General features: G+C 72.5%; 14 protein-coding genes. 5 read left to right on the top strand and 9 right to left on the bottom strand.

The window, feature by feature from the left end:
* Positions 1-17 precede the first annotated feature (17 nt).
* Complete coding sequence (locus BM051_RS02565) at positions 18-1,229, top strand: acetyl-CoA C-acetyltransferase (protein WP_092527297.1); 1,212 nt, start codon at positions 18-20, stop codon at positions 1,227-1,229.
* 10 nt (positions 1,230-1,239) lie between these two features.
* A complete protein-coding gene (locus BM051_RS02560; protein WP_092527296.1) occupies positions 1,240-3,411 on the top strand; it encodes a 3-hydroxyacyl-CoA dehydrogenase NAD-binding domain-containing protein in 2,172 nt (723 codons plus the stop codon).
* Positions 3,412-3,561: 150 nt separating this feature from the next.
* Here BM051_RS02560 and BM051_RS02555 read toward each other — a convergent pair whose 3' ends face one another.
* The 9 genes from BM051_RS02555 to BM051_RS02515 form a co-directional block, all read right to left on the bottom strand.
* Positions 3,562-4,287, bottom strand: a complete 726-nt coding sequence (locus BM051_RS02555; RefSeq protein WP_243859511.1) for a PP2C family protein-serine/threonine phosphatase — start codon at positions 4,285-4,287, stop codon at positions 3,562-3,564.
* Positions 4,288-4,711: 424 nt separating this feature from the next.
* A complete protein-coding gene (locus tag BM051_RS02550) occupies positions 4,712-4,954 on the bottom strand; it encodes a DUF397 domain-containing protein (protein WP_092527293.1) in 243 nt (80 codons plus the stop codon).
* On the bottom strand, positions 4,920-5,816 hold the full coding sequence (locus BM051_RS02545) for a helix-turn-helix domain-containing protein (RefSeq protein ID WP_092527292.1): 897 nt from the start codon (positions 5,814-5,816) through the stop codon (positions 4,920-4,922). The genes BM051_RS02550 and BM051_RS02545 overlap by 35 nt, the downstream gene beginning before the upstream one ends.
* Positions 5,817-6,034: 218 nt before the next feature.
* Positions 6,035-6,646 carry a TetR/AcrR family transcriptional regulator gene (locus BM051_RS02540; protein WP_092527290.1) on the bottom strand — a complete coding sequence of 204 codons (612 nt, stop codon included), beginning with the start codon at positions 6,644-6,646 and terminating at the stop codon, positions 6,035-6,037.
* Between the two features lie 4 nt (positions 6,647-6,650).
* Entirely contained in the window at positions 6,651-8,012 is a 1,362-nt protein-coding gene (locus BM051_RS02535) for a cytochrome P450 (protein ID WP_092527287.1), read from the bottom strand.
* 369 nt (positions 8,013-8,381) lie between these two features.
* A complete protein-coding gene (locus tag BM051_RS02530; protein WP_092527281.1) occupies positions 8,382-9,965 on the bottom strand; it encodes an acetolactate synthase large subunit in 1,584 nt (527 codons plus the stop codon).
* A gap of 42 nt (positions 9,966-10,007) precedes the next feature.
* A complete protein-coding gene (locus tag BM051_RS02525) occupies positions 10,008-11,384 on the bottom strand; it encodes an FAD-binding oxidoreductase (protein ID WP_092527279.1) in 1,377 nt (458 codons plus the stop codon).
* A 108-nt stretch (positions 11,385-11,492) separates the two neighbouring features.
* On the bottom strand, positions 11,493-11,993 hold the full coding sequence (locus BM051_RS02520; RefSeq protein ID WP_092528422.1) for a DUF3830 family protein: 501 nt from the start codon (positions 11,991-11,993) through the stop codon (positions 11,493-11,495).
* A gap of 8 nt (positions 11,994-12,001) precedes the next feature.
* Positions 12,002-13,261 (bottom strand): aspartate aminotransferase family protein, encoded by a 1,260-nt coding sequence (locus tag BM051_RS02515; protein WP_092527277.1) that lies wholly within the window; start codon positions 13,259-13,261, stop codon positions 12,002-12,004.
* Positions 13,262-13,368: 107 nt separating this feature from the next.
* Here BM051_RS02515 and BM051_RS02510 point away from each other — a divergent pair, with 107 nt between their 5' ends.
* The 3 genes from BM051_RS02510 to BM051_RS02500 are packed head-to-tail and all read left to right on the top strand — an operon-like array spanning position 13,369 to position 20,335.
* Complete coding sequence (locus BM051_RS02510) at positions 13,369-14,841, top strand: NAD-dependent succinate-semialdehyde dehydrogenase (protein WP_092527275.1); 1,473 nt, start codon at positions 13,369-13,371, stop codon at positions 14,839-14,841.
* Positions 14,838-15,908, top strand: a complete 1,071-nt coding sequence (locus tag BM051_RS02505; protein WP_092527273.1) for a tartrate dehydrogenase — start codon at positions 14,838-14,840, stop codon at positions 15,906-15,908. Before BM051_RS02510 ends, BM051_RS02505 begins: the two co-directional genes overlap by 4 nt.
* A 59-nt stretch (positions 15,909-15,967) precedes the next feature.
* Complete coding sequence (locus BM051_RS02500; RefSeq protein WP_092527271.1) at positions 15,968-20,335, top strand: cation-translocating P-type ATPase; 4,368 nt, start codon at positions 15,968-15,970, stop codon at positions 20,333-20,335.
* The last annotated feature ends 60 nt before the right edge of the window (positions 20,336-20,395 follow it).

The following is a 20,395-nucleotide window of genomic DNA, read 5'->3' as shown; positions in this document are numbered from 1 at the left end:
CAGGAAGGACTCATGGCGTGAGCAACGAGGCGTACATCTACGAGGCGATCCGCACGCCTCGGGGCAAGGGCAAGAAGGGCTCTTTGCACGGGATCAAGCCGATCGACCTGGTCGTCGGCCTGATCGACGAGCTCAAGGCGCGGCACCCGAACCTGGACCCCGCCGCGATCGACGACATCGTCCTCGGCGTCGTGTCCCCGGTCGGTGACCAGGGCGCGGACATCGCCCGCGCCGCCGCGGTCGCCGCCGGCCTGCCGGACACCGTGGCCGGCGTGCAGCTCAACCGGTTCTGCGCCTCCGGACTGGAGGCGGTCAACCAGGCCGCGCAGAAGGTCCGCGCCGGCTGGGACCGGCTGGTGCTCGGCGGTGGCGTGGAGTCGATGTCGCGGGTGCCGATGGGCTCCGACGGTGGCGCCATGTTCCTCGACCCGGCCACCAACTACGACAGCTACTTCGTGCCGCAGGGCATCGGCGCCGACCTGATCGCCACGATCGAGGGCTTCTCGCGGGAGGACGTCGACGCCTACGCGGTGCGCTCGCAGCAGCGCGCCGAGGCGGCCTGGTCCGGCGGCTACTTCGCGAAGTCCGTGGTACCGGTCAAGGACATCAACGGCGTGACCGTGCTCGACCACGACGAGCACCGCCGCCCCGACTCCACCGTGGAGTCGCTCGGCAAGCTCAACCCGTCGTTCGCCGGGATCGGCGACTTCGGCGGTTTCGACGCGGTGGCGCAGCAGAAGTACCACTGGGTCGAGAAGATCGACCACGTGCACACCCCGGGCAACTCCTCGGGGATCGTCGACGGCGCCGCGCTGGTGCTGGTCGGCGACGAGCAGGCGGGCAAGGACTTCGGCCTGACTCCGCGCGCCAGGGTGGTCGCCACCGCGGTCACCGGCGCCGACCCGACGATCATGCTCACCGGTCCGACCCCGGCCACCCGGAAGGTGCTGGACAAGGCCGGGCTGACCGTCGACGACATCGACCTGTTCGAGCTGAACGAAGCCTTCGCCGCGGTCGTGCTGAAGTGGATGAAGGACCTGAAGCTGCCGGACGAGAAGGTCAACGTCAACGGTGGCGCGATCGCGATGGGGCACCCGCTGGGCGCCACCGGCGCGATGATCCTCGGAACCATGGTGGACGAGCTGGAGCGCCGGCAGGCCCGGCGCGCGCTGGTCACCCTGTGCATCGGCGGCGGCATGGGCCTCGCCACCATCATCGAGCGGGTCTGAAGGGGCGGACATGGCTGACGCGAAGACCATCAAGTGGGAGAAGGACTCCGACGGGATCGTCGTACTGACCCTCGACGACCCGAAGCAGTCCGCCAACACCATGAACGCCGACTTCCGCGAGTCGCTCGGCGTGGTCGTGGACCGGCTGGAGGCCGAGAAGGACTCGATCACCGGCGTGGTGCTCACCAGCGCGAAGAAGACCTTCTTCGCCGGCGGTGACCTCAACGAGCTGATCCAGGCGAAGCCGGAGCACGCCGCCCAGCTCACCGAGAGCACCAACGAGCTCAAGGCCCAGCTGCGCCGGCTGGAGACGCTCGGCAAGCCGGTGGTGGCCGCGATCAACGGCGCCGCGCTCGGCGGCGGTCTGGAGATCGCGCTGGCCACCCACCACCGCATCGCGGCCGACGTCAAGGGCAGCCAGATCGGCCTGCCGGAGGTCACCCTCGGCCTGCTGCCCGGTGGCGGCGGCGTGGCGCGGACCGTGCGGCTGCTCGGCATCCAGAGCGCGGTGCTGAACGTGCTCGTGCAGGGCCAGCGGCACCGGCCGCGCAAGGCGCTGGAGCTGGGCCTGGTGCACGAGGTCGTCGACTCCGTCGACGAGCTGCTGCCCAAGGCGAAGGAGTGGATCAAGGCCAACCCCGAGGGCGGCGTGCAGCCCTGGGACGTCAAGGGCTACAAGATCCCCGGCGGCAGCCCGTCGAACCCGAAGTTCGCGGCGAACCTGCCGGCGTTCCCGGCCAACCTGCGCAAGCAGACCAAGGGCGCGCCGATGCCGGCGCCGCGGGCCATCCTGGCCGCCGCGGTGGAGGGCTCGCAGGTCGACATCGACACCGCCACGCAGATCGAGACGCGCTACTTCGTGAGCCTGGCCGTCGGGCAGGTCGCGAAGAACATGACCAAGGCGTTCTTCTTCGACCTGCAGCACATCAACTCCGGGGGCAGCCGGCCGGACGGTTACGACAAGTACACGGCCAAGAAGGTCGGCGTGCTCGGCGCGGGGATGATGGGCGCGGGCATCGCCTACGTCGCCGCCAAGGCCGGGATCGAGGTCGTGCTCAAGGACGTCTCGCTGGAGAACGCCGAGAAGGGCAAGGGCTACGCGGTCAAGCTCGAGGAGAAGGCGCTCTCCCGGGGCAAGACCACGAAGGAGAAGTCCGACGCGCTGCTGGCCCGGATCACCCCGACCGACAAGGCCGAGGACTTCAAGGGCGTCGACTTCGTGATCGAGGCCGTGTTCGAGAGCACCGAGCTCAAGCACAAGGTGTTCCAGGAGATCGAGCGCGTCGTGAACCCGGACGCGGTGCTCGGCTCGAACACCTCCACGCTGCCGATCACCACGCTCGCCGAGGGCGTGCAGCGGCAGGAGGACTTCATCGGCATCCACTTCTTCTCGCCGGTGGACAAGATGCCGCTGGTGGAGATCATCCGCGGGGAGAAGACCTCCGACGCCACGCTGGCGAAGGTGTTCGACTTCACCCTGCAGATCAAGAAGACGCCGATCGTGGTCAACGACAGCCGCGGCTTCTTCACCAGCCGGGTGATCGGCACGTTCATCAACGAGGCGATCGCCGCGCTGGGCGAGGGCGTGGAGCCGGCCAGCATCGAGCAGGCCGGGCTGCAGGCCGGGTACCCGGCGCCGCCGCTGCAGCTGATGGACGAGCTGACGCTGACCCTGCCGCGCAAGATCCGGCAGGAGTCCCGGGCGGCGGTGGAGGCCGCGGGCGGCACCTGGCAGGAGCACCCGGCCGAGGCCGTCATCGACCGGATGATCGACGAGTTCGACCGCAAGGGCCGCTCGTCCGGCGCCGGGTTCTACGACTACGACGCCGAGGGCAAGCGGGTCGGCCTGTGGCCGGGGCTGCGCGAGGCGTTCAATTCAGGTTCCGGCACCGTGCCGTTCCGCGACCTGCAGGAGCGGATGCTCTTCGCCGAGGCGCTGGAGACGGTGAAGTGCTTCGACGAGGGCGTGCTGAACTCGGTGCCCGACGCCAACATCGGCTCGATCTTCGGCATCGGGTTCCCGGCGTGGACCGGTGGTGTCATCCAGTACATCAACCAGTACGAGGGCGGCCTGAAGGGCTTCGTCGCTCGGGCCCGTGAGCTCGCCGAGCGCTACGGCGATCACTTCACCCCGCCGCGGTCCCTCGTGGACAAGGCCGAGAAGGGCGAGATCGTCGAGTAGTCGGGTGACGCGCGAAGGCCCGGTGCCGGTTCGTCCGGCACCGGGCCTTTCGTGTTCACCCCGGTGGTGCCGGAGATGCCCGAGCTGCGATGGTCGCGGGGGCCCACGTCATCCCTGTGCGACGGATGTCGACGTTTCGTCCTGGACGGGTCAGGGCCAGAGCCGGTCGATGACGACCGCCGTGGCGTTGTCCGTGCCGCCGAGCTCGTGGGCGGTGCCGACGACCGCGGCGGCGGTGTCGCGGGTGGACCGGTCGCCGGTGAGCAGCGCGCGGAGGTGGAGCAGGTCCAGCGGCTTGTGCACGCCGTCGGTGCAGAGCAGCAGTCGGCCGGGACCCGCGCCGATCCTGGCGTGGCCGAGGTCCAGCGGGCTCGCGGTGCGGACGGAGTCGATCACGACGTGCTCGGCGCGGGGCGCGGTCGGCACGCCACGGGCCCGCCAGAACTCGGCCAGGCTGTGGTCGACGGTGATCTGGTGCAGCACGCTCCCGTTCCACCGGTAGGCGCGGCAGTCACCCACCCAGGCGATGTCGATCGTCTCCTCCTGGCCGCCTGCCGGCGGCAGCACGGCCACCACCAGCACGCAGTCGGCCTGCTTCTGGTCGAACTCGGCGCGGAGGGCGCGTTGGGCGTCCAGCAGCCCGCCGGCCGGGCCGTGCTGGACGGCCGCGGTCGCGGCGGTGTGCGCGGCCAGCCGCGCGGCCCTGGCGGCGAGCAGGTGGTCGCCGATGCCGTCGGCCACGACGAAGGCGGCGCGGCCGGTGGCCGGATCGGTGGCGGTGGCCACCGCGTCGGCGTTGATCTCCCGCGGGCCGCGGCTACTGGCGGCGTCCGAACGGGTGAACCTGGGCGTGTTCAGGTGCGGTGTGGTCTGCACGGCCGACCTCCTCGGGATGGCCGACCCCCCGACGGCCGGCCTGCTTCCAGTGGACCACGCGAACCCGTCAAAACCCCCATAGAAGTCTGGGAGGAACCTGTGAGATCTACGTTCGGGACCGCGAGTTCGACGTTCGGGGCGCTGTGTCCGCGTTCTGTGCACACGTGTTCTGCGTCCCCGGGCGTGTTTGCCGTCCGCGCCACCCGCTCCGCCATCCGCGTCGAGGTGGTGCGTGGTTGCGGGTGTGCCCGTAGGTGGTTGAGTCCAAAAACCGTTCCGGGTAGGTGATTCCTACCCACGGGTCGTCCTGCGTGGGTGGTCGCCACGGAACCACCCACCCGGCTCGAACTCGGTGGTCACCTCACGAGGTGGAGCTTTTCGGGGAGGCGTCCGCCGAGCGGGCCGAGCGCGATTGTCGGCCGAGTTACCGAGTTGACCGCAGGGTGGCGAGGAAGGCCGACCAGGCGGCGGGGCGGACGTCGAGGTGGCCAAGGTCAGGGTCCTTCGAGTCGCGGACGAACGCGGTCGTCGCCGTGTGGGCAACCTCCACACAGTTGCCGACATTGCCGCTGCGGGTGCTCTTGTGCCAGGCTATTTCGACGCAGTTACCCTCATCGCCGCTGTGCTTGCTCTTACGCCAGGTCAGGCCCCCGTGGTTCACCGTCATCCGGCCCGTCCTCCGAGTCGTCGTACTCGCTTGCCAGCTCGGCAAGCCACAGCAGCGATTGTCCCTCATCGAGGGCAACGTCCGTGAGCTTGCCCAGCACCTTGCGGTACGTGACGATGTCCTGGGGTTTTTCCAGGAACAGACTCGAAGTCTGGTTCTCCAGGTAGACGGCCGGGTTGTGCTCGGTGAACTCCAGTAGGCGGAACGGTCCATTCAGGCCGGCGTGCGGTCCCACCAAGGCGGGTATCACTCGGACAGAGCAACGTGGCCGGGCCGCCATCGTCATCAGGTGCCGCACCTGCCGCTGCATGACATCTCGGCCACCGACCATCAGCCGGGCGGCGTTCTCGTGGATCAGGAACTTGGCGTGCGGTGGGTTGTACCGGCGCAGCAAGGACTGTCGCGCAAGCCGAGCGTTCACTCTCGGCTCGATCCCGTTCTTCGGCACCATGCCGACTTCGGTCAGCAGCGCGCGGGCGTAGTCCTCGGTCTGCAGCAGTCCCGGGATTCGAGCCAGCTCGAAGTCGGTGATCGTGGTGGCCTGGTTCTCCTGCACCACCAGCGACCGCAGCTGTTCCGGCAGTTGTTCGCCGTGCGGGCGCAGCCAGTAGCCGTCGTCCTGCTCGGCGGCGAGGTCGAGTAGGCGGTCCAGCTCCTTGCCGACCACGCCGCACGTGGTCAGGTAGATCGCCACGTCGATCACGGACACGCCGCGCCGGCCGCTCTCCATCCGGGAGATCTTGCTCGGCGACCAGTCCAGCATGTCCGCCAGGTCCGAGGCCAGGAACCCGGCGGCCTCCCGGGCTCGGCGCAACTCCTCGCCCAGCTCGCGGGCGCGGACGGTCGGGGCGATCGCCGGCATGACTCCTCCTTCACGGTCGGGAATGGACCCAACCTACGGCGGTCCGGCGACGAAACCGGGCCAGGACGCGGCGAAGTCACCTGGTCAGCAGGGCCCCTTTCCGGCATGGCAATCCCGCTCCGTACGGTTCGTGCGCCCGATCGTGGGGTGCCTGCACCCGAACGCGGGACTCGCGATACTGAGCGTGGAACTCGCGGTCCCGAACGTAGATCTCGCGGTCAGGTCGACGGGGACGTGATACCCCGCACGAGGGTGTCGATCGCCTCGCGCAGCGCCGCCCGGTCGTATCCGCCGAGGTACGGGCGGGTCAGCGCGTCGTAGAGCAGCCCGTCCATGTGGGCGATCAACAATCGGGCCATCTGGTCGGAGTTGGTCACCCCGGTCCGCCGAATGCCTTCGGCCGCGCGATCGATGAACCGCCGGTTGGCCGCTTCCAGCTCTGGCAACAGCTCCGCGCGCCGGGTCGCGTCCAGGTAGAGCTCCATCCGGGCGAGGGTGCGCGACCGTGCCGGACCCAGCCAGTGGACGAGTAGATCGGTCAGCATGTCCACGATGGCGGCCCGCTGGTCGGGAGTGTCCGTGCTCCAGCCCGCGTCGGGAACCGCCGCCACCACGGCTTCGTCGAGTTCGACCAGGCGATCCAGCACGCCCGCGAGCAGGGCGAGGCGAGTCCGGAAGCAGCTGCTGGTGCTGCCCGGCGGCAGTCCCGCCCTCGCGTCGACCGCCCGATGGGTGAGTCCGCGCAGTCCGTCGGCTGCGATCACCTCGATCGCCGCGTCCGCGGCCCGTTCCTTGCGGCTCCGCCCGTCGGCGTGCGCTGCCGGTGCCACGTCGTTACGCCGGAGTCCGCGCGACGACCTCGACCCGCAGACCGTGGTGCGGGCGCATGGAGATCATGCTGGACGGGCGGATCCGTTGGGCCGGCAGCCGAAGCGACGTCCTGGCCAGCAGCCTGGCGAGCATGACGGTGAGCTCGGTGACCGCCATCGTCGCGCCGATGCAGCGGTGCGGTCCCGCGCCGAACGGCAGGTACTCGTGCAGCGCCGGCTTACGGTAGCCGGGGTCGGCGGGGTTCCAGCGCTCCGGGCGGAACCGCAGCGGGTCCGGCCACACCTCGGGCAGCCGGTGCGTCACGTACGGGCTGATGGCCAGCATGCTGCCCTCGCGAACCCGCCGCCCGCCGAACTCGAAGTCCCGTGCCGCTTTGCGGCCGACCACCATGACCGTGGGGTACAGCCGCAGTGTCTCCTGTACGACGCCGTTCAGATAGCCGAGGTGTTTCAGATCCTCCGCGGCGGGCGGCCGGTGCCCCAGCACCTCCCGCACCTCGTGCTGGGCCCGCTCCCACACCCCCGGGGTGCTCAGCAGTGAGTAGATCGCCCAGGCCATCGCGGCGCTGGTGGTCTCGTAGCCGGCGACGATCAGGGTGACCGCCTGGTCGCGGATCTCGAGGTCACTCAGCGCCGCGCCGTTCTCGTCGCGCCCGTGGACCAGCGACGTCAGGACATAGCCGCCGGGGCCCCCGGGGCCGCCGCCCGCCTCGCGAAGGTGCGCGATCTCGGTGTGGATCCGCTCGTCGATCCGCGCGCGGGCGACCATCGCCCGGCGCCACTCGGGTGTGCGGAGGCGCCGTTTCCACGTCACGGTCTGCGGTAGCCCGTCGCACAGGTCGAGCAGGACCTGCACGTGGTCGCCGAAGAACCGCGCGTCGCCGGCCAGCCGCGGGCCGAACAACGCCTGCAGCGTGCTGCGGCGGATCGCGGTACGGAGTGCCGCGTAGACGTCCACCACCTGACCCGGCCGCCACGAGTCGATGGCCTGGTCCGCGTTGTCCGTCATCGTGTCGAGATAGCCGGCGATCTGCCGGTGGTGCATCGTCGGCTGCACCAGCCGGCGCCGGCGCCGGTGCTCGTCGCCGTCGCTGAGCAGAATCGACGTCGGCCCGTCGACCGGGACGAGCCACTCGAAGGCGTCCCGCCACCGGAAAAGATCGGAGTTGGCGAAGACGAACTTGTTGGCCTCGGGGCCCAGCAGGTAGGTGAAGCCGCTCCGGCCGGCCCCCACCTTGACCACCGGCCCGAACCGGCGGTGCAGGGCTGACAACAGCTCGCCGGGGAAGTACCGCACCGTGCGCTCCCGAAACCGCGGAACCGCGCGATGCGGGCCGGCCGTGTCCGGGACCTGCGTCTCGGTCATGTCACTCCCTCCGGCGCGCTACATCTGTAGCTCGCTACGTTTGTAGCGTAAGCTGACTGTTCGGTCAACCGCGACCCGCTCGTCGCGTTCCCAGCCGAAGCAGGTGTACCCCGTCGGTCATCGGGATCGGCAGGTCGCGCCGTACCTGGACGCGGGTGGCGCGGGTGGGCAGCCCGTATACCGTGCCGAGGAGCTTGCTGACCAGTGGCATGAACGACCCTCGTTCGTGGAGATTGGCGGCCTATGTGGACCAATCATCTCCACGTGTACCAAAACCCGTCCGCGGACACGGTGACGCGAACGGCGGACACGCGTGCAGGGAGCGCGGACACGCGTGCAGGGAGCGCGGACACGCGTCCGGGGTGTGGGTCAGAGGAGTGGGGGGACGTGGGCGTCGATGAGATGGGGGCCGGGTTCGGCCAGCGCGCGGGAGAACTGCTCGGCCAGCTCCTCGGCGGTGGTGGCGCGGCTGGCCGGCACGCCCATGCCCTCGGCGATCCGCACGAAGTCCATGTCCGGTGTGGACAGATCGAGCAGCTGGTTCGCCTTCGGGCCACTGGACTCCGCGCCGACCCGCTGCAGCTCCATCCGCAGGATCGCGTACGCCCGGTTGTTCAGCAGCACCGTGGTGACGTTCAGGTTCTCCCGCGCCTGCGTCCACAGTGTCGAGATCGTGTACAGCGCGCTGCCGTCGGACTCCAGGCAGATCACCGGCCGGTCCGGCGCCGCCACCGCCGCGCCGGTCGCCACCGGGATGCCCTGGCCGATCGCGCCCCCGGTGAGGGTCAGCACGTCGTGCCGGGGCGCGCCGGCCGTGGCCGCGGGCAGTAGCAGCCCCGAGGTGTTGGCCTCGTCGGAGATGATCGCGCCCTCCGGCAGCAGCGCTCCGATCACCTCCACCCAGTTCTGCGGCGTCAGCGGCCCGCTCGGCAGCTCCGGCCGCCCCGCCGGCTGCACCGGCGCCTCGACGTCCCCGGCCACCTGCGCGGCCAGTTCCTCCAGCGCCCCGACGACGTCGTGCCCCACCTCGGCCAGCGGGTGCACCCGCGTGCCCTCCGGCACCAGATCGCTGGCCTTGCCGGGGTAGGCGAAGAACGACACCGGCGCCCGCGTGCCCGCGACCACCAGGTGGCGCACGCCGTCGAGTTGGAACGCCACCTGCTCGGCCAGGTACCCCAGCCGCTCCACGTTCGGCAGGCCCGCGCCCCGCTCCAGCCGAGCCGGGAAGGTCTCGACGAACAGCTTCGCCCCGGTCGCCGCGGCGACCCGCGCCGCCGCCCGCAGCCCCGCCTCCCGGCAGGCTGGTCCGCCGATCAACAGGGCCACCGGCTCCCCGGCGCGCAGCACCTCGGCCACGGACTTCACCGTGGTCTCCGCCACCGCCTTGGCCGCCCGCGGTGGCACCGGCGCGCACACCTGGCCGCCGTCGCCCCACGAGGCGTCGGCCGGCAGCACCAGCGTCGCCAACCGCCCCGGCGGGTCCATCGCCGCGGCCACCGCGGCGGCGGCGTCGGCCCCCACGTCGGCCGGGCTCGTGGAGCGGCGCACCCACCCGTTCAGGGTGCCGGCCAGCGCCTCGATGTCCGACTCCAGCGGCGCGTCGTACTTCTTGTGGTAGGTCGCGTGGTCGCCGACCACGTTCACCACCGGCGTGAACGCCCGCCGCGCGTTGTGCAGGTTCGCCAGCCCGTTGGCCAGTCCCGGTCCCAGGTGCAGCAGCGTCGCCGCGGGCTTGCCCGCGATCCGCGCGTACCCGTCGGCCGCGCCGGTCACCCCGCCCTCGGACAGGGCCAGCACAGCGCGCATCTCCGGCCCACCGTGCCCGCCGGCGCTGGAGGCACCAACGCTGTCGAGTGCGGCGACGAAGTGCATCTCCGACGTGCCCGGGTTGCCGAAGCACACCTCGACCCCCGCGTCGGCGAGGGTGCGGATCAGGGACTGAGCGCCGTTCATGGAACTCCTCTGTGGACGGACCAGGGACTCACGGACGGGGGACTAGGTGAGCAGGACGCCGGGATTGAGAATGCCGACCGGGTCGAAGGACCGCTTGATCCGGCGCATCAGCTCGATCTTGACCGGGTCCTCCAGCTCGAGGAAGTGCTCCCGCTTGGCCCGGCCGATCCCGTGCTCGCCGGAGATCGCGCCGCCGAGCTCGACGCCCTCGGCGAAGATCTCGTGCAGCAGCTCCCGCCGGACGTCCGGGTCCTTGCAGAAGATCGCCAGGTGCACGTTGCCGTCCCCGGCGTGCCCGCAGCCGATCACGCCGGCCTCCCGTCGGTGCCCCGCCGCCCGCGCCGCGCCGAGGAACTGGGCCATCGCCGAGCGCGGCACCACGACGTCGATCACGTCGTCGGCGCCGGCGGCCTTGGCCGTCCAGAACGCCTTCTCCCTGGCCTCGATGAGCTTGCGCGCGGAGCCGCCGTCGAGCACGTACACGTCGGCCGCGCCGAGCTCGCCGAGCAGCTCACCGAGTACCTCGATGTCGGCGTGGAGCCGGTCGGCGTCGCGGTTCTCCATCCCGACCACGAGGTAGGACTGCGAGGCCTCGCGCACCTCGTCCGGCACGCCCAGCGCCAGCTGCGCGGTATGGGTGATCGCGGCCATGGTGAGATTGTCGATGTACTCCAGGATGGTCGGCGCGAGTCCGCTGGCGACGATCCGCGGGACGGCGGCGAGTACCCGGTCCAGGTCGGTGAACGGGGCCAGCACGGTCGCGCCGTGCGCCAGCCGCGGGTGCAGCCGCACGATCACCTCGGTGACCAGCGCGAGCGTGCCCTCCGAGCCGATGATGAGCTGGGTGAGGTCGTAGCCCGACGAGATCTTGGTGATCCGGCCGCCGGTGCGGATGATCTCCCCGGTGCCGAGTACGGCCTGCAGGCCGAGGACGTTGTGCCGGGTCACGCCGTAGCGCACGGCGCGCATCCCGCCGGCGTTGCTGCCCACGTTGCCGCCCACGCTGGCGCTCAACTCACCGGGGTAGACCGTGTACTGCAGCCCGGCCTCCGCGGTGCGGGCGTCCAGTTCGGACAGTGTGACACCGGGCTGCACCACGGCGACGTGGTTGCCGGTGTCCACCTCGAGCACGGCGTTCATCCGCTCGAACGACACGAGCAGCCCGTCCGGCCGGGGCCGGGCCGCACCGGAGAGACCCGTGCCCGACCCGCGCGCGGTCACCGGGACGCCGTGCTCGGTGGCCACCCGCAGCAGGCCGGCGACCTCCTCGGCGGTGGCCGGTTTCGCCACGTACCCGGGGCGCCTCGGCTCGCCGGTGAGCTCCTCGTCGTGGGCGTAGTCCTCGGGCACGGCATCGCCGCTCAGCAGGTGTGCCGCGCCGACGACCTCCGCCAGCCGTGCCGCCACGTCCTCGGCCATGGTGACGTCACCCGCCCTCTCGCTCCGATGCTCGCCGGAAGCCTAGTACGCCGCCGGTCGCACTCGCTATGAAAACGGTTCGCGTTTCACCCGTCTCGCGCCCCCGGCTCACTCCGCCCTGGCGAAGGTGAGGGTCTCGCCCTCGACGCCGCGGAGCCAGAGGTCCTGCGCCGCGGCCGCCATCTCGGCCAGGCCGTCGGTGATCGTGGCGAACACGTTGCCGGGCACCCAGCCGGCGTCGCCGTTGATCAGCAGGTTGTTGCGGCCGTAGAAGATCGCCAGGTCGGTGGCGCCCTGGTCGCCGTGCGCCTCGCTGCCCTCGTCGTAGCCGTAGGCCGGGTTGCCGATCTCCCACGCCTCGAACCCGAAGTACACGACATCGCCCGGGATCGGGGTGACCGTCGGGTTCTCCCGGCCCGGCTTCGGCTCGGCGAACGGCGGCACGAGGGTGTAGACCTCGTTGCGCGCGTACTTGGCGTGGTAGGCAGAGCCACTCTGCGGCAGCGCGTCCCACACCGCCCGGCAGGTCCGCGGCGCCTCGGCCTCGAGCAGCCGGGCGCGGCAGGACACCCCGCGCTTGTCCAGGGTGATCGTGATGTAGCGGGCCACGTGCTCCCTCACTTCCCGCCGGTCACGGTCGCGACGACGTCGGCCCAGATCTCCAGCGCCTCGTCGATTTGCTCGGCGGTGACCACCAGTGGCGGGATCATCCGCACCACGTTCATGTAGGCGCCGCAGGTGAGCAGCAGCAGCCCGCGCTCGGCGGCGGCCTTCTGCGCGGCCTGCGCGGTCGCGGTGTCCGGCGTGCCGTCCGGCGTGGTGAACTCCGACCCGACCAGCAGCCCGAGCCCGCGCACGTCGCCGATCGCCGCGGTCTTCTCCGCGACCGCCCGCGCGCCGTCGAGCAACTGGACGCCCCGGGCGGCGGCGTTGTCCACCAGCCCCTCCTCCTGGATGACCTCCAGGGTGGCCAGCGCGGCGGCGCAGGAGACCGCGTTGCCGCCGTAGGTGCCACCCTGCGAGCCCGGCCACGCCTTGGCCATCAGGTCCTTCGACGCGGCGATGCCGGACAGCGGGAAGCCGCTGGCCAGCCCCTTGGCGATCAGCACGATGTCCGGCCGCAGGTCGAAGTGGTCGTGCCCCCAGAACTTGCCGGTGCGGCCGAATCCGGTCTGCACCTCGTCGACCACCAGCAGGATGCCGTGCCGGTCGGCGCGCTCGCGCAGCCCGGCGAAGAACTCGGTGTTGCCCGGCACGTAGCCGCCCTCGCCGAGCACCGGCTCGACGAAGAACGCGGCGGTCTCGTTCGGCGCGCTCATCGTGGCGAACAGGTAGTCCAGCTCGCGCAGCGCGAACTTCGTGGCGGTCGCCTCGTCCCAGCCGTAGTGGAAGGCGTAGGGGAACGGCGCCACGTGCACGCCCGCCATCAGCGGGGCGAAGCCGGCACTGAACCGGGTGCCGGAGGTGGTCAGCGACGCCGCCGCGACCGTCCGGCCGTGGAACCCGCCCTGGAAGACCACGACGTTCGGCCGTCCGGTGGCCTGCCGGGCCAGCCGCAGCGCCGCCTCCACCGCCTCGCTGCCGGAGTTGGCGAAGAACAGCGAGTCGAGCCCCGGCGGCAGGACCTCGCCGAGCTTCTCGGTGAGCCGCAGCAGCGGCTGGTGCATCACCGTCGTGTACTGGCCGTGGATCAGCTTGCCGACCTGCTCCTGCGCGGCCCGCACCACCTTCGGGTGGCAGTGGCCGGTGCTGGTCACCCCGATGCCGGCGGTGAAGTCGAGGTGGCGGCGGCCGTCGGTGTCGTAGAGGTAGACGCCCTCGCCGTGGTCGACGATGACCGGAGTGGCCTGCTTGAGCAGTGGGGAGAGCTGTGCCATGGCAGCCTGGTCCTAACGGTGCGAGGGGTGTTGTCGATTGTTGACAATATTCGTAGCATGGCGGTCGGACCGGCGCAACGAACGCCGACGTGAAGGCTGGGAGCGGGATGAGCGAGATCACTGAGGCCAGGGAGCGGGCCGTCGTCGAGGCGGTCGCGAAGGAGCTGTTCATCGGCGGCAAGTGGACGCCGGCCACCGAGGGGCGGACCTTCCCGGTGCACGACCCGGCCACCGGCGCGGTGCTGTGCGAGGTCGCCGACGCCTCGCCCGCCGACGGAGCGACCGCGCTGGACGCCGCCGTCGCCGCGCAGGCCGAGTGGGCCGAGCACCCGCCGCGCGAGCGCGGCGAGATCCTCCGCCGCGGCTACCAGCTCCTCGTCGACCGCGCCAACGACCTCGCGCTGCTGATGACCCTGGAGATGGGCAAGCCGCTGGCCGAGGCGCGCGGCGAGATCGTCTACGCCGCCGAGTTCTTCCGTTGGTTCGCCGAGGAGGCCGTGCGCATCGACGGCGGCTACGCGGTGGCGCCCAACGGCAAGGGCCGCTTCCTCGTCCACAAGCAGCCGGTGGGCCCGAGCCTGCTGATCACCCCGTGGAACTTCCCGATGGCCATGGGCACCCGCAAGATTGGCCCCGCGGTGGCCGCCGGCTGCACGATGGTGATCAAGCCGGCCGCGCAGACCCCGCTGTCGATGCTCGCGCTGGCCGGCATCCTGGTGGAGGCCGGGCTGCCGGAGGGTGTGCTCAACGTGCTCACCACCAGCGACTCCGGTGGCGTGATGGAGCCGCTCATCCGGGACGGCCGTGCCCGCAAGCTCTCCTTCACCGGGTCCACCGCGGTCGGCCGGAAGCTGCTCGAGCAGTGCGCGGACAAGGTGCTGCGCACCTCGATGGAGCTCGGTGGCAACGCGCCGTTCCTGGTGTTCGACGACGCCGACATCGACGCCGCGGTGGACGGCGCGATGCAGGCCAAGATGCGCAACATCGGCGAGGCGTGCACCGCGGCCAACCGGTTCTACGTCCAGCGGGGGATCGCCGACGAGTTCGCCCGCCGGCTCACCGAGCGGATGGCCGCGCTGCCGATCGGCCGGGGCACCGAGGACGGTGTGGTGGTCGGCCCGCTGATCGACGAGGCCGCGATCGAGAAGGTCAGCTCCCTGGTCACCGACGCCGCCCAGCGCGGCGCGAGGGTGCTCACCGGGGGCGCCACGGTGGACGGGCCGGGCAACTTCTACCAGCCGACCGTGCTCACCGGTGTGCCCCGCGAGGCGAAGTTGGCGCACGAGGAGATCTTCGGTCCGGTGGCGCCGATCTCGGTGTTCGACAGCGAGGACGAGGCGGTGACCGCCGCCAACGACACCGAGTACGGGCTGGTCAGCTACGTCTACACCCGCGACCTTCAGCGGGCGCTGCGGGTGGTCGAGCGGCTGGAGGCCGGCATGGTCGGGCTGAACCAGGGCATCGTCTCCAACCCGGCCGCGCCCTTCGGCGGGATCAAGCAGTCCGGCCTCGGCCGGGAGGGCGGCACCGTCGGCATCGAGGAGTTCCTGGAGACCAAGTACGTCGCGGTGGCCCTGTGACCACGGCGGGCCGGGCGTACGCGATCGCGAGCATCCCCGGCGACGGCATCGGCGTCGACGTCACTCGCGAGGCCCGCAAGGTGCTCGACCGCGCCGCCGACCGGCACGGCTTCGCGCTGCGCTGGACCGAGTTCGACTGGAGCTGCGAGCGCTACACCCGCACCGGCTCGATGATGCCGGAGGACGGCATCGACCGGCTGGCGGAGTTCGACGGCATCCTGCTCGGCGCGGTCGGGTTCCCCGGCGTGCCGGACCACGTGTCGCTGTGGGGCCTGCTGATCCCGGTGCGACGGGCCTTCGCGCAGTACGTCAACCTGCGCCCGGTGCGGCTGCTGCCCGGCACCACCAGCGCGCTGGCCGGCCGTACGGTTGACGAGCTGGAGATGGTGATCGTCCGGGAGAACTCCGAGGGCGAGTACTCGGAGATCGGCGGCCGGCACAACACCGGCCAGCCGAGCGAGTTCGTGCTGCAGACCTCGGTGTTCACCCGGGTCGGTGTCGAGCGGATCATCCGCTACGCCTTCGAGCTGGCCAGGACCCGGGCCGGGCGGGTGTGCTCGGCGACGAAGTCGAACGGGCTCATCCACTCGATGCCGTACTGGGACGAGATCTTCACCGAGATCGCCGCCGGTTACCCGGACGTCCACAGTGAACAAATGCACGTGGACGCGCTGGCCGCGCGGATGGTGCAGCGGCCGGACCTGCTGGACGTGGTGGTGGCGTCGAACCTGTTCGGCGACATCCTCAGCGACCTGGCCGCCGCGGTCACCGGCGGGCTCGGCATGGCGCCGTCGGGCAACATCAACCCGCCCGGCGAGCACCCCTCGATGTTCGAGGCGGTGCACGGCAGCGCGCCGGACATCGCCGGCAAGGGCATCGCCAACCCGGTGGCGCAGATCCTCGCCGGCGCGATGCTGCTCGAACACCTCGGGCAGCTCGACGCCGCCCGGGCGGTGCACGCGGCGGTGGAGAAGGTGCTCGCCGAGGGTGCGGTGGCGACCCCGGACCTCGGCGGCACGGCGACCACGGCCGAACTCGGGTCGGCCGTCGCCGACGCCGTGGGCTGAAGCACGTTCGGCGGTCACCGGGCGCATAAACTCCGGCCGGACTGGGCACTCTGCGGTCCATGAACATGCTGGGCGTGCGGGTACCGAATCCGTTGTTCGTACTGGGGGCGGCCGGCGAGACGGTCCGGCAGGTGGCCGACCGAACTCTGCCGTCGCTGCCCGCCCTGCCGCGGCCGCTGTCCCGGCGACGGCGCCACGTGTGGTCGTGCCCCGGCCGGCTGTACGTCGAGGTGCACGGCGTGCACGGGGCCGGCGGGGAGCGGGTGGCCCGGCGGGTCGAGCGTGCCCTCGACGGGTGGCCGGGCGTGCTGTGGGCTCGGGTGAACGCGCCCACCTCGCGGGTGATCGTCGCGGTGGACGACCCGGCGCCGTCCCGCGCCGAGCTGGTCCGGCTGGTGGAGGAGGCCGAGGCGAAGCCGTCGTGCCCGGAGGAGCGGGAGGCCGAGGACGAGCTGCACCATCCCGCGGACGGCGCCCGCGGCACCCGACTGGTGCCCACCCTCGCCGTCGACGCGTTCGGCCTCGGGCTGTCGGTGCTCACCAGGATCGCGCCGTGGGCGCCGCTGCCGCCCGAGCTCGCGGCGCTGCCGGCGATCGCCGACCACCATCCGGCGCTGCGCGACCTGCTCGCCAAGCGGGCCGGGGGTCACGAGAAGGCCGACAGCGCCACGTCGATCGCCGCGGCCGTGGCGCACGGGCTGGCCGCGCGCAGCGAGGGCACGCTGCTGGACGTCGCGCAGCGCGCGGTGCAGTGGCGGGAGGCGCGGGCACACGAGCGGGCGTGGTGCGTCAAGGAGGACCAGCTGATCACCGGCCCGCGGGACGCCGCCGCCGACCCGGTGGTGTGCGAGCGCCCGGCACCCCTTCCGGAGGGTGCCGTCGAAGCGTACGAACGACGGGTCATGGCGCTCGGGGCGGCCGCGGGCGCGGCCGCCCTTCCGTTGGGCGGGCCGCGGCGGGCGGTCGCGCTGGGCATCGCCGCGTTGCCGAAGGCCGCCGAGTCCGGGCAGGTCGCGTTCGGCGCGCACCTGGGCCGGGTGCTGGCCGGCCGCGGCGCGCTGGTGATGGGCCGCGGCGCGCTGCGCCGGATGGACCGGATCAGCGCGGTCGTCCTCGACGACGCCGCCCTCGACACCGGCCGGCTGGTGCTGCACGAGCTGGTGCCGCTGGCCGGCGCCGACCCGAAGGAGGTCGCCGAGCACGCCTGGCGGCTGCTCGACCCGGACCGGCCGCGGGAGGTGCGGCGGGACGGGAACTGGTCGCTCGGCCCGGTGGAGGCGCTGTCACTGCGCGGCCGGACCGGCTCGAGGGAGCGTCGCGGGGTCACCGAGGGGGGCGCCGCCGCGGTGCTCGGCCTTGCCCGCGGCGACCAGTTGATGGCCGTGCTCGGGCTCGCCAGGGAGACCCCGGCCGGGGTGCCCGCGGTGGTGGCCGCGGCACGCCGGGGCGGGCTGCTGGTGGTCACCGCCGGCGAGTCCGACGACAGGTCGCCGCGGCACGCCGCCGACCGGACGGTGCCGGGTGGCGGCCGGCTGGTCGCGTCGGTGCGCGAGCTGCAGGCCGAAGGGCACGGCGTGCTGCTGGTGTCCAGCAACCGGCGGGCGCTGGGCGCGAGCGACTGCGGGCTGGGGGTGCACCGGTCGGGCGAGCCGCCGTCGTGGGGCGCGCACGTGCTGCTCGGCACCGACCTCGCCACGGCCGCCGTGGTCGTCGCCGCGGTGTCGGCCGCCAAGGCGGTGAACACCGAGAGCATCCGGCTCGCCCAGGCGGCGACCGGGGTCGGCGTGGTGACCGCGCTGCAGGGCCGGCGGCGCACCGCACCGGCCGCGCGCAGCATGCGGTCGGTGAACATCGGCGCCGCGCTGGCGATGGCCAACGCGCTGCGGCACGCCCGCCGGCTGCGGCCGCCGGAGGCGCCCGGCGCCGGCGACACCGTGCCGTGGCACCTGATGCCCGCGGCGGCCGCGCTGGACCGGTTGCGGTCCACCTCGGACGGCCTGGACGCCGCGGAGGCCAGGCGGCGGGCGCGCGAGCGGGGCATCGCCACCGACCTGCGCACCAGCCTGGGCGCGGCGTTCCTCGCCGAGCTGGCCAACCCGCTCACCCCGGTGTTGGCCGGCGGCGCGGCGCTGTCCGCGGCGGTCGGGTCGCCGGTGGATGCCGCGCTGGTCGCCGGGATCACCGGGCTGGCCGCGCTGATCGGCAGCATCCAGCAGGTGCACACTGACCGCGAGCTGGCCGACCTGCTGAACCGGTCGGCGGTGAGCGCGAACGTGCTGCGCGACGGTGAGGAGCGGGTGGTCAACGCCGGCGAGCTGGTGCCGGGCGACGTCATCACCCTCGACGCCGGCGACGTCGTGCCCGCCGACTGCCGGCTGCTGGAGGCCGAGGGGCTGGAGGCCGACGAGTCGTCGCTGACCGGCGAGTCGCTGCCGGTGGCCAAGGACCCCGCACCCGTGGTGGCGGCGAATGTCGCCGACCGGACGTCGATGCTGTACGAGGGCACCACCATCGCCGCCGGGGAGGCGACCGCGCTGGTGGTGGCCGTCGGCGCGGACACCGAGGCCGGGCGCAGCATGGCGATGGCTCGGGACGCCGCGCCGGTCACCGGGGTGGAGAGCCGGCTGGCCGAGCTCACCGAGAAGAGCCTTCCGTTGGCCGTCGGGTCGGCGGCGGCGGTGGCCGGTGCCGGGCTGCTGCGCGGGGTGCCGCTGCGGCAGAGCCTGTCCGCCGCCGTGAACCTGGCGGTGGGCTCGGTGCCGGAGGGGCTGCCGTTCCTGGTCAACGCCGCGCAGCTGGCCGCGGCCCGCCGGCTGGCCGACCGCGGCGCGCTGGTGCGCAACCCGCGCAGCATCGAGGCGCTGGGCCGGGTCGACGTGCTGTGCTTCGACAAGACCGGCACCCTCACCGAGGGACGGCTGACGGTCAGCGAGGTCGACGACGGGCAGTACCGCTGCCGGGTCGACGCGCTGCGCGACTCCTCCCGGGCCGTGCTGGCCGCGGCGCTGCGGGCCACGCCGCAGGCCGACGACCCGGCCGACCTGCCGCACGCCACCGATCGCGCGGTGCTGGCCAGCGCCCGGCGAGCCCGGATGAGCCCCGGGCTGGGCGCGGCCGGGTGGAAGCTGGTGGACGCGGTGCCGTTCGAGCCGTCCCGCGGCTACCACGCGGCGGTGGGGGAGACGAAGAAGGGCCGGCTGCTGAGCGTGAAGGGTGCGCCCGAGTCCGTGCTGCCCCGGTGCGCGCTCGACGCGAAGGCCCGCAAGCGGCTGTTCGGGCGGATGCAGCGGCTGGCCGCGGCCGGGCAGCGGGTGCTGGCCGTCGCCGAGCGCTCCCTGGACCGGGACGTGGCGGTAACCGAGACGGCGGTGCGTGACCTGACGTTCCGCGGGTTCGTGGCGATCGCCGACCCGGTGCGGGACAGCGCGGCCGAGGCGGCGGCGCGGCTGCGGGACGCCGGGGTGCACATCGTGATGATCACCGGTGACCACCCGGCCACCGGGGAGGCGGTGGCCGGCGAGGTGAACGGCTCCGCCGGCGCACTGCGGGTGGTGACCGGTTCCGAGCTGGACGAGCTGGACGACGCCGCGCTGCCCGAGATGCTGTCCGATGTGGACGTGATTGCCCGGTGCAGCCCGGCGCAGAAGGTGCGGATCATCCAGGCGTACCAGCGGCTCGGCCGAACGGTGGCGATGACCGGCGACGGCGCGAACGACGCGCCGGCGATCCGGCTGGCCGACGTCGGGATCGCGCTCGGCGGGCACGGCACGCCGGCGGCACGCGCCGCGGCAGACCTGGTGGTGACCGACGACCGGCTGGAGACGATCATCGCGGCGCTGGCCGAGGGGCGGGCGATGTGGGCGTCGGTGCGCGAGGCGCTCGGCGTGCTGCTCGGCGGGAACCTCGGGGAGATCGCGTTCAGCGTGCTGGGCGCGGTGGTCACCGGGCGCTCGCCGCTGAACGCGCGGCAGCTGCTGCTGGTCAACCTGCTCACCGACCTGGCCCCGGCGATGGCGATCGCGCTGCGCCGGCCCGACCCGGCGGTGAGCGCGGACCTGCTGCGGGAGGGGCCGGAGTCGTCGCTGGGCGGCGCGCTGCACCGGGACATCGGGGTGCGCGCCGGATTCACCACGCTCGGCGCGACCACGGCCTGGACGCTGGCGCGCTTCACCGGCCGCGGGCGGCGGGCCAGCACGGTGGCGCTGGCCGCGCTGGTCGGCACCCAGCTCGGGCAGACCCTGCTCACCGGCGGCTGGAACCGCTCGGTGCTCGCCGCGAGCCTCGGCTCGGCGGTGGCGCTCGGCGCGGTGGTCCAGACCCCGGGGGTGAGCCAGTTCTTCGGCTGCACCCCACTGGGCCCGATCGGGTGGAGCATCGCGTTCGGCAGCGCCACCGGCGCCAGCCTCCTCGGCACCCTCACCCGCTGACCCGCGTGTTCGCGCCCCCCCGTCACCGTGTTCGCCCGCAATGCCGGCGAGGCAGGAGTA

It is taken from the genome of Amycolatopsis arida (genome assembly GCF_900115565.1).
GTDB lineage: Bacteria > Actinomycetota > Actinomycetes > Mycobacteriales > Pseudonocardiaceae > Yuhushiella > Yuhushiella arida.
This window is presented reverse-complemented; position numbering and strand designations above follow the sequence as displayed.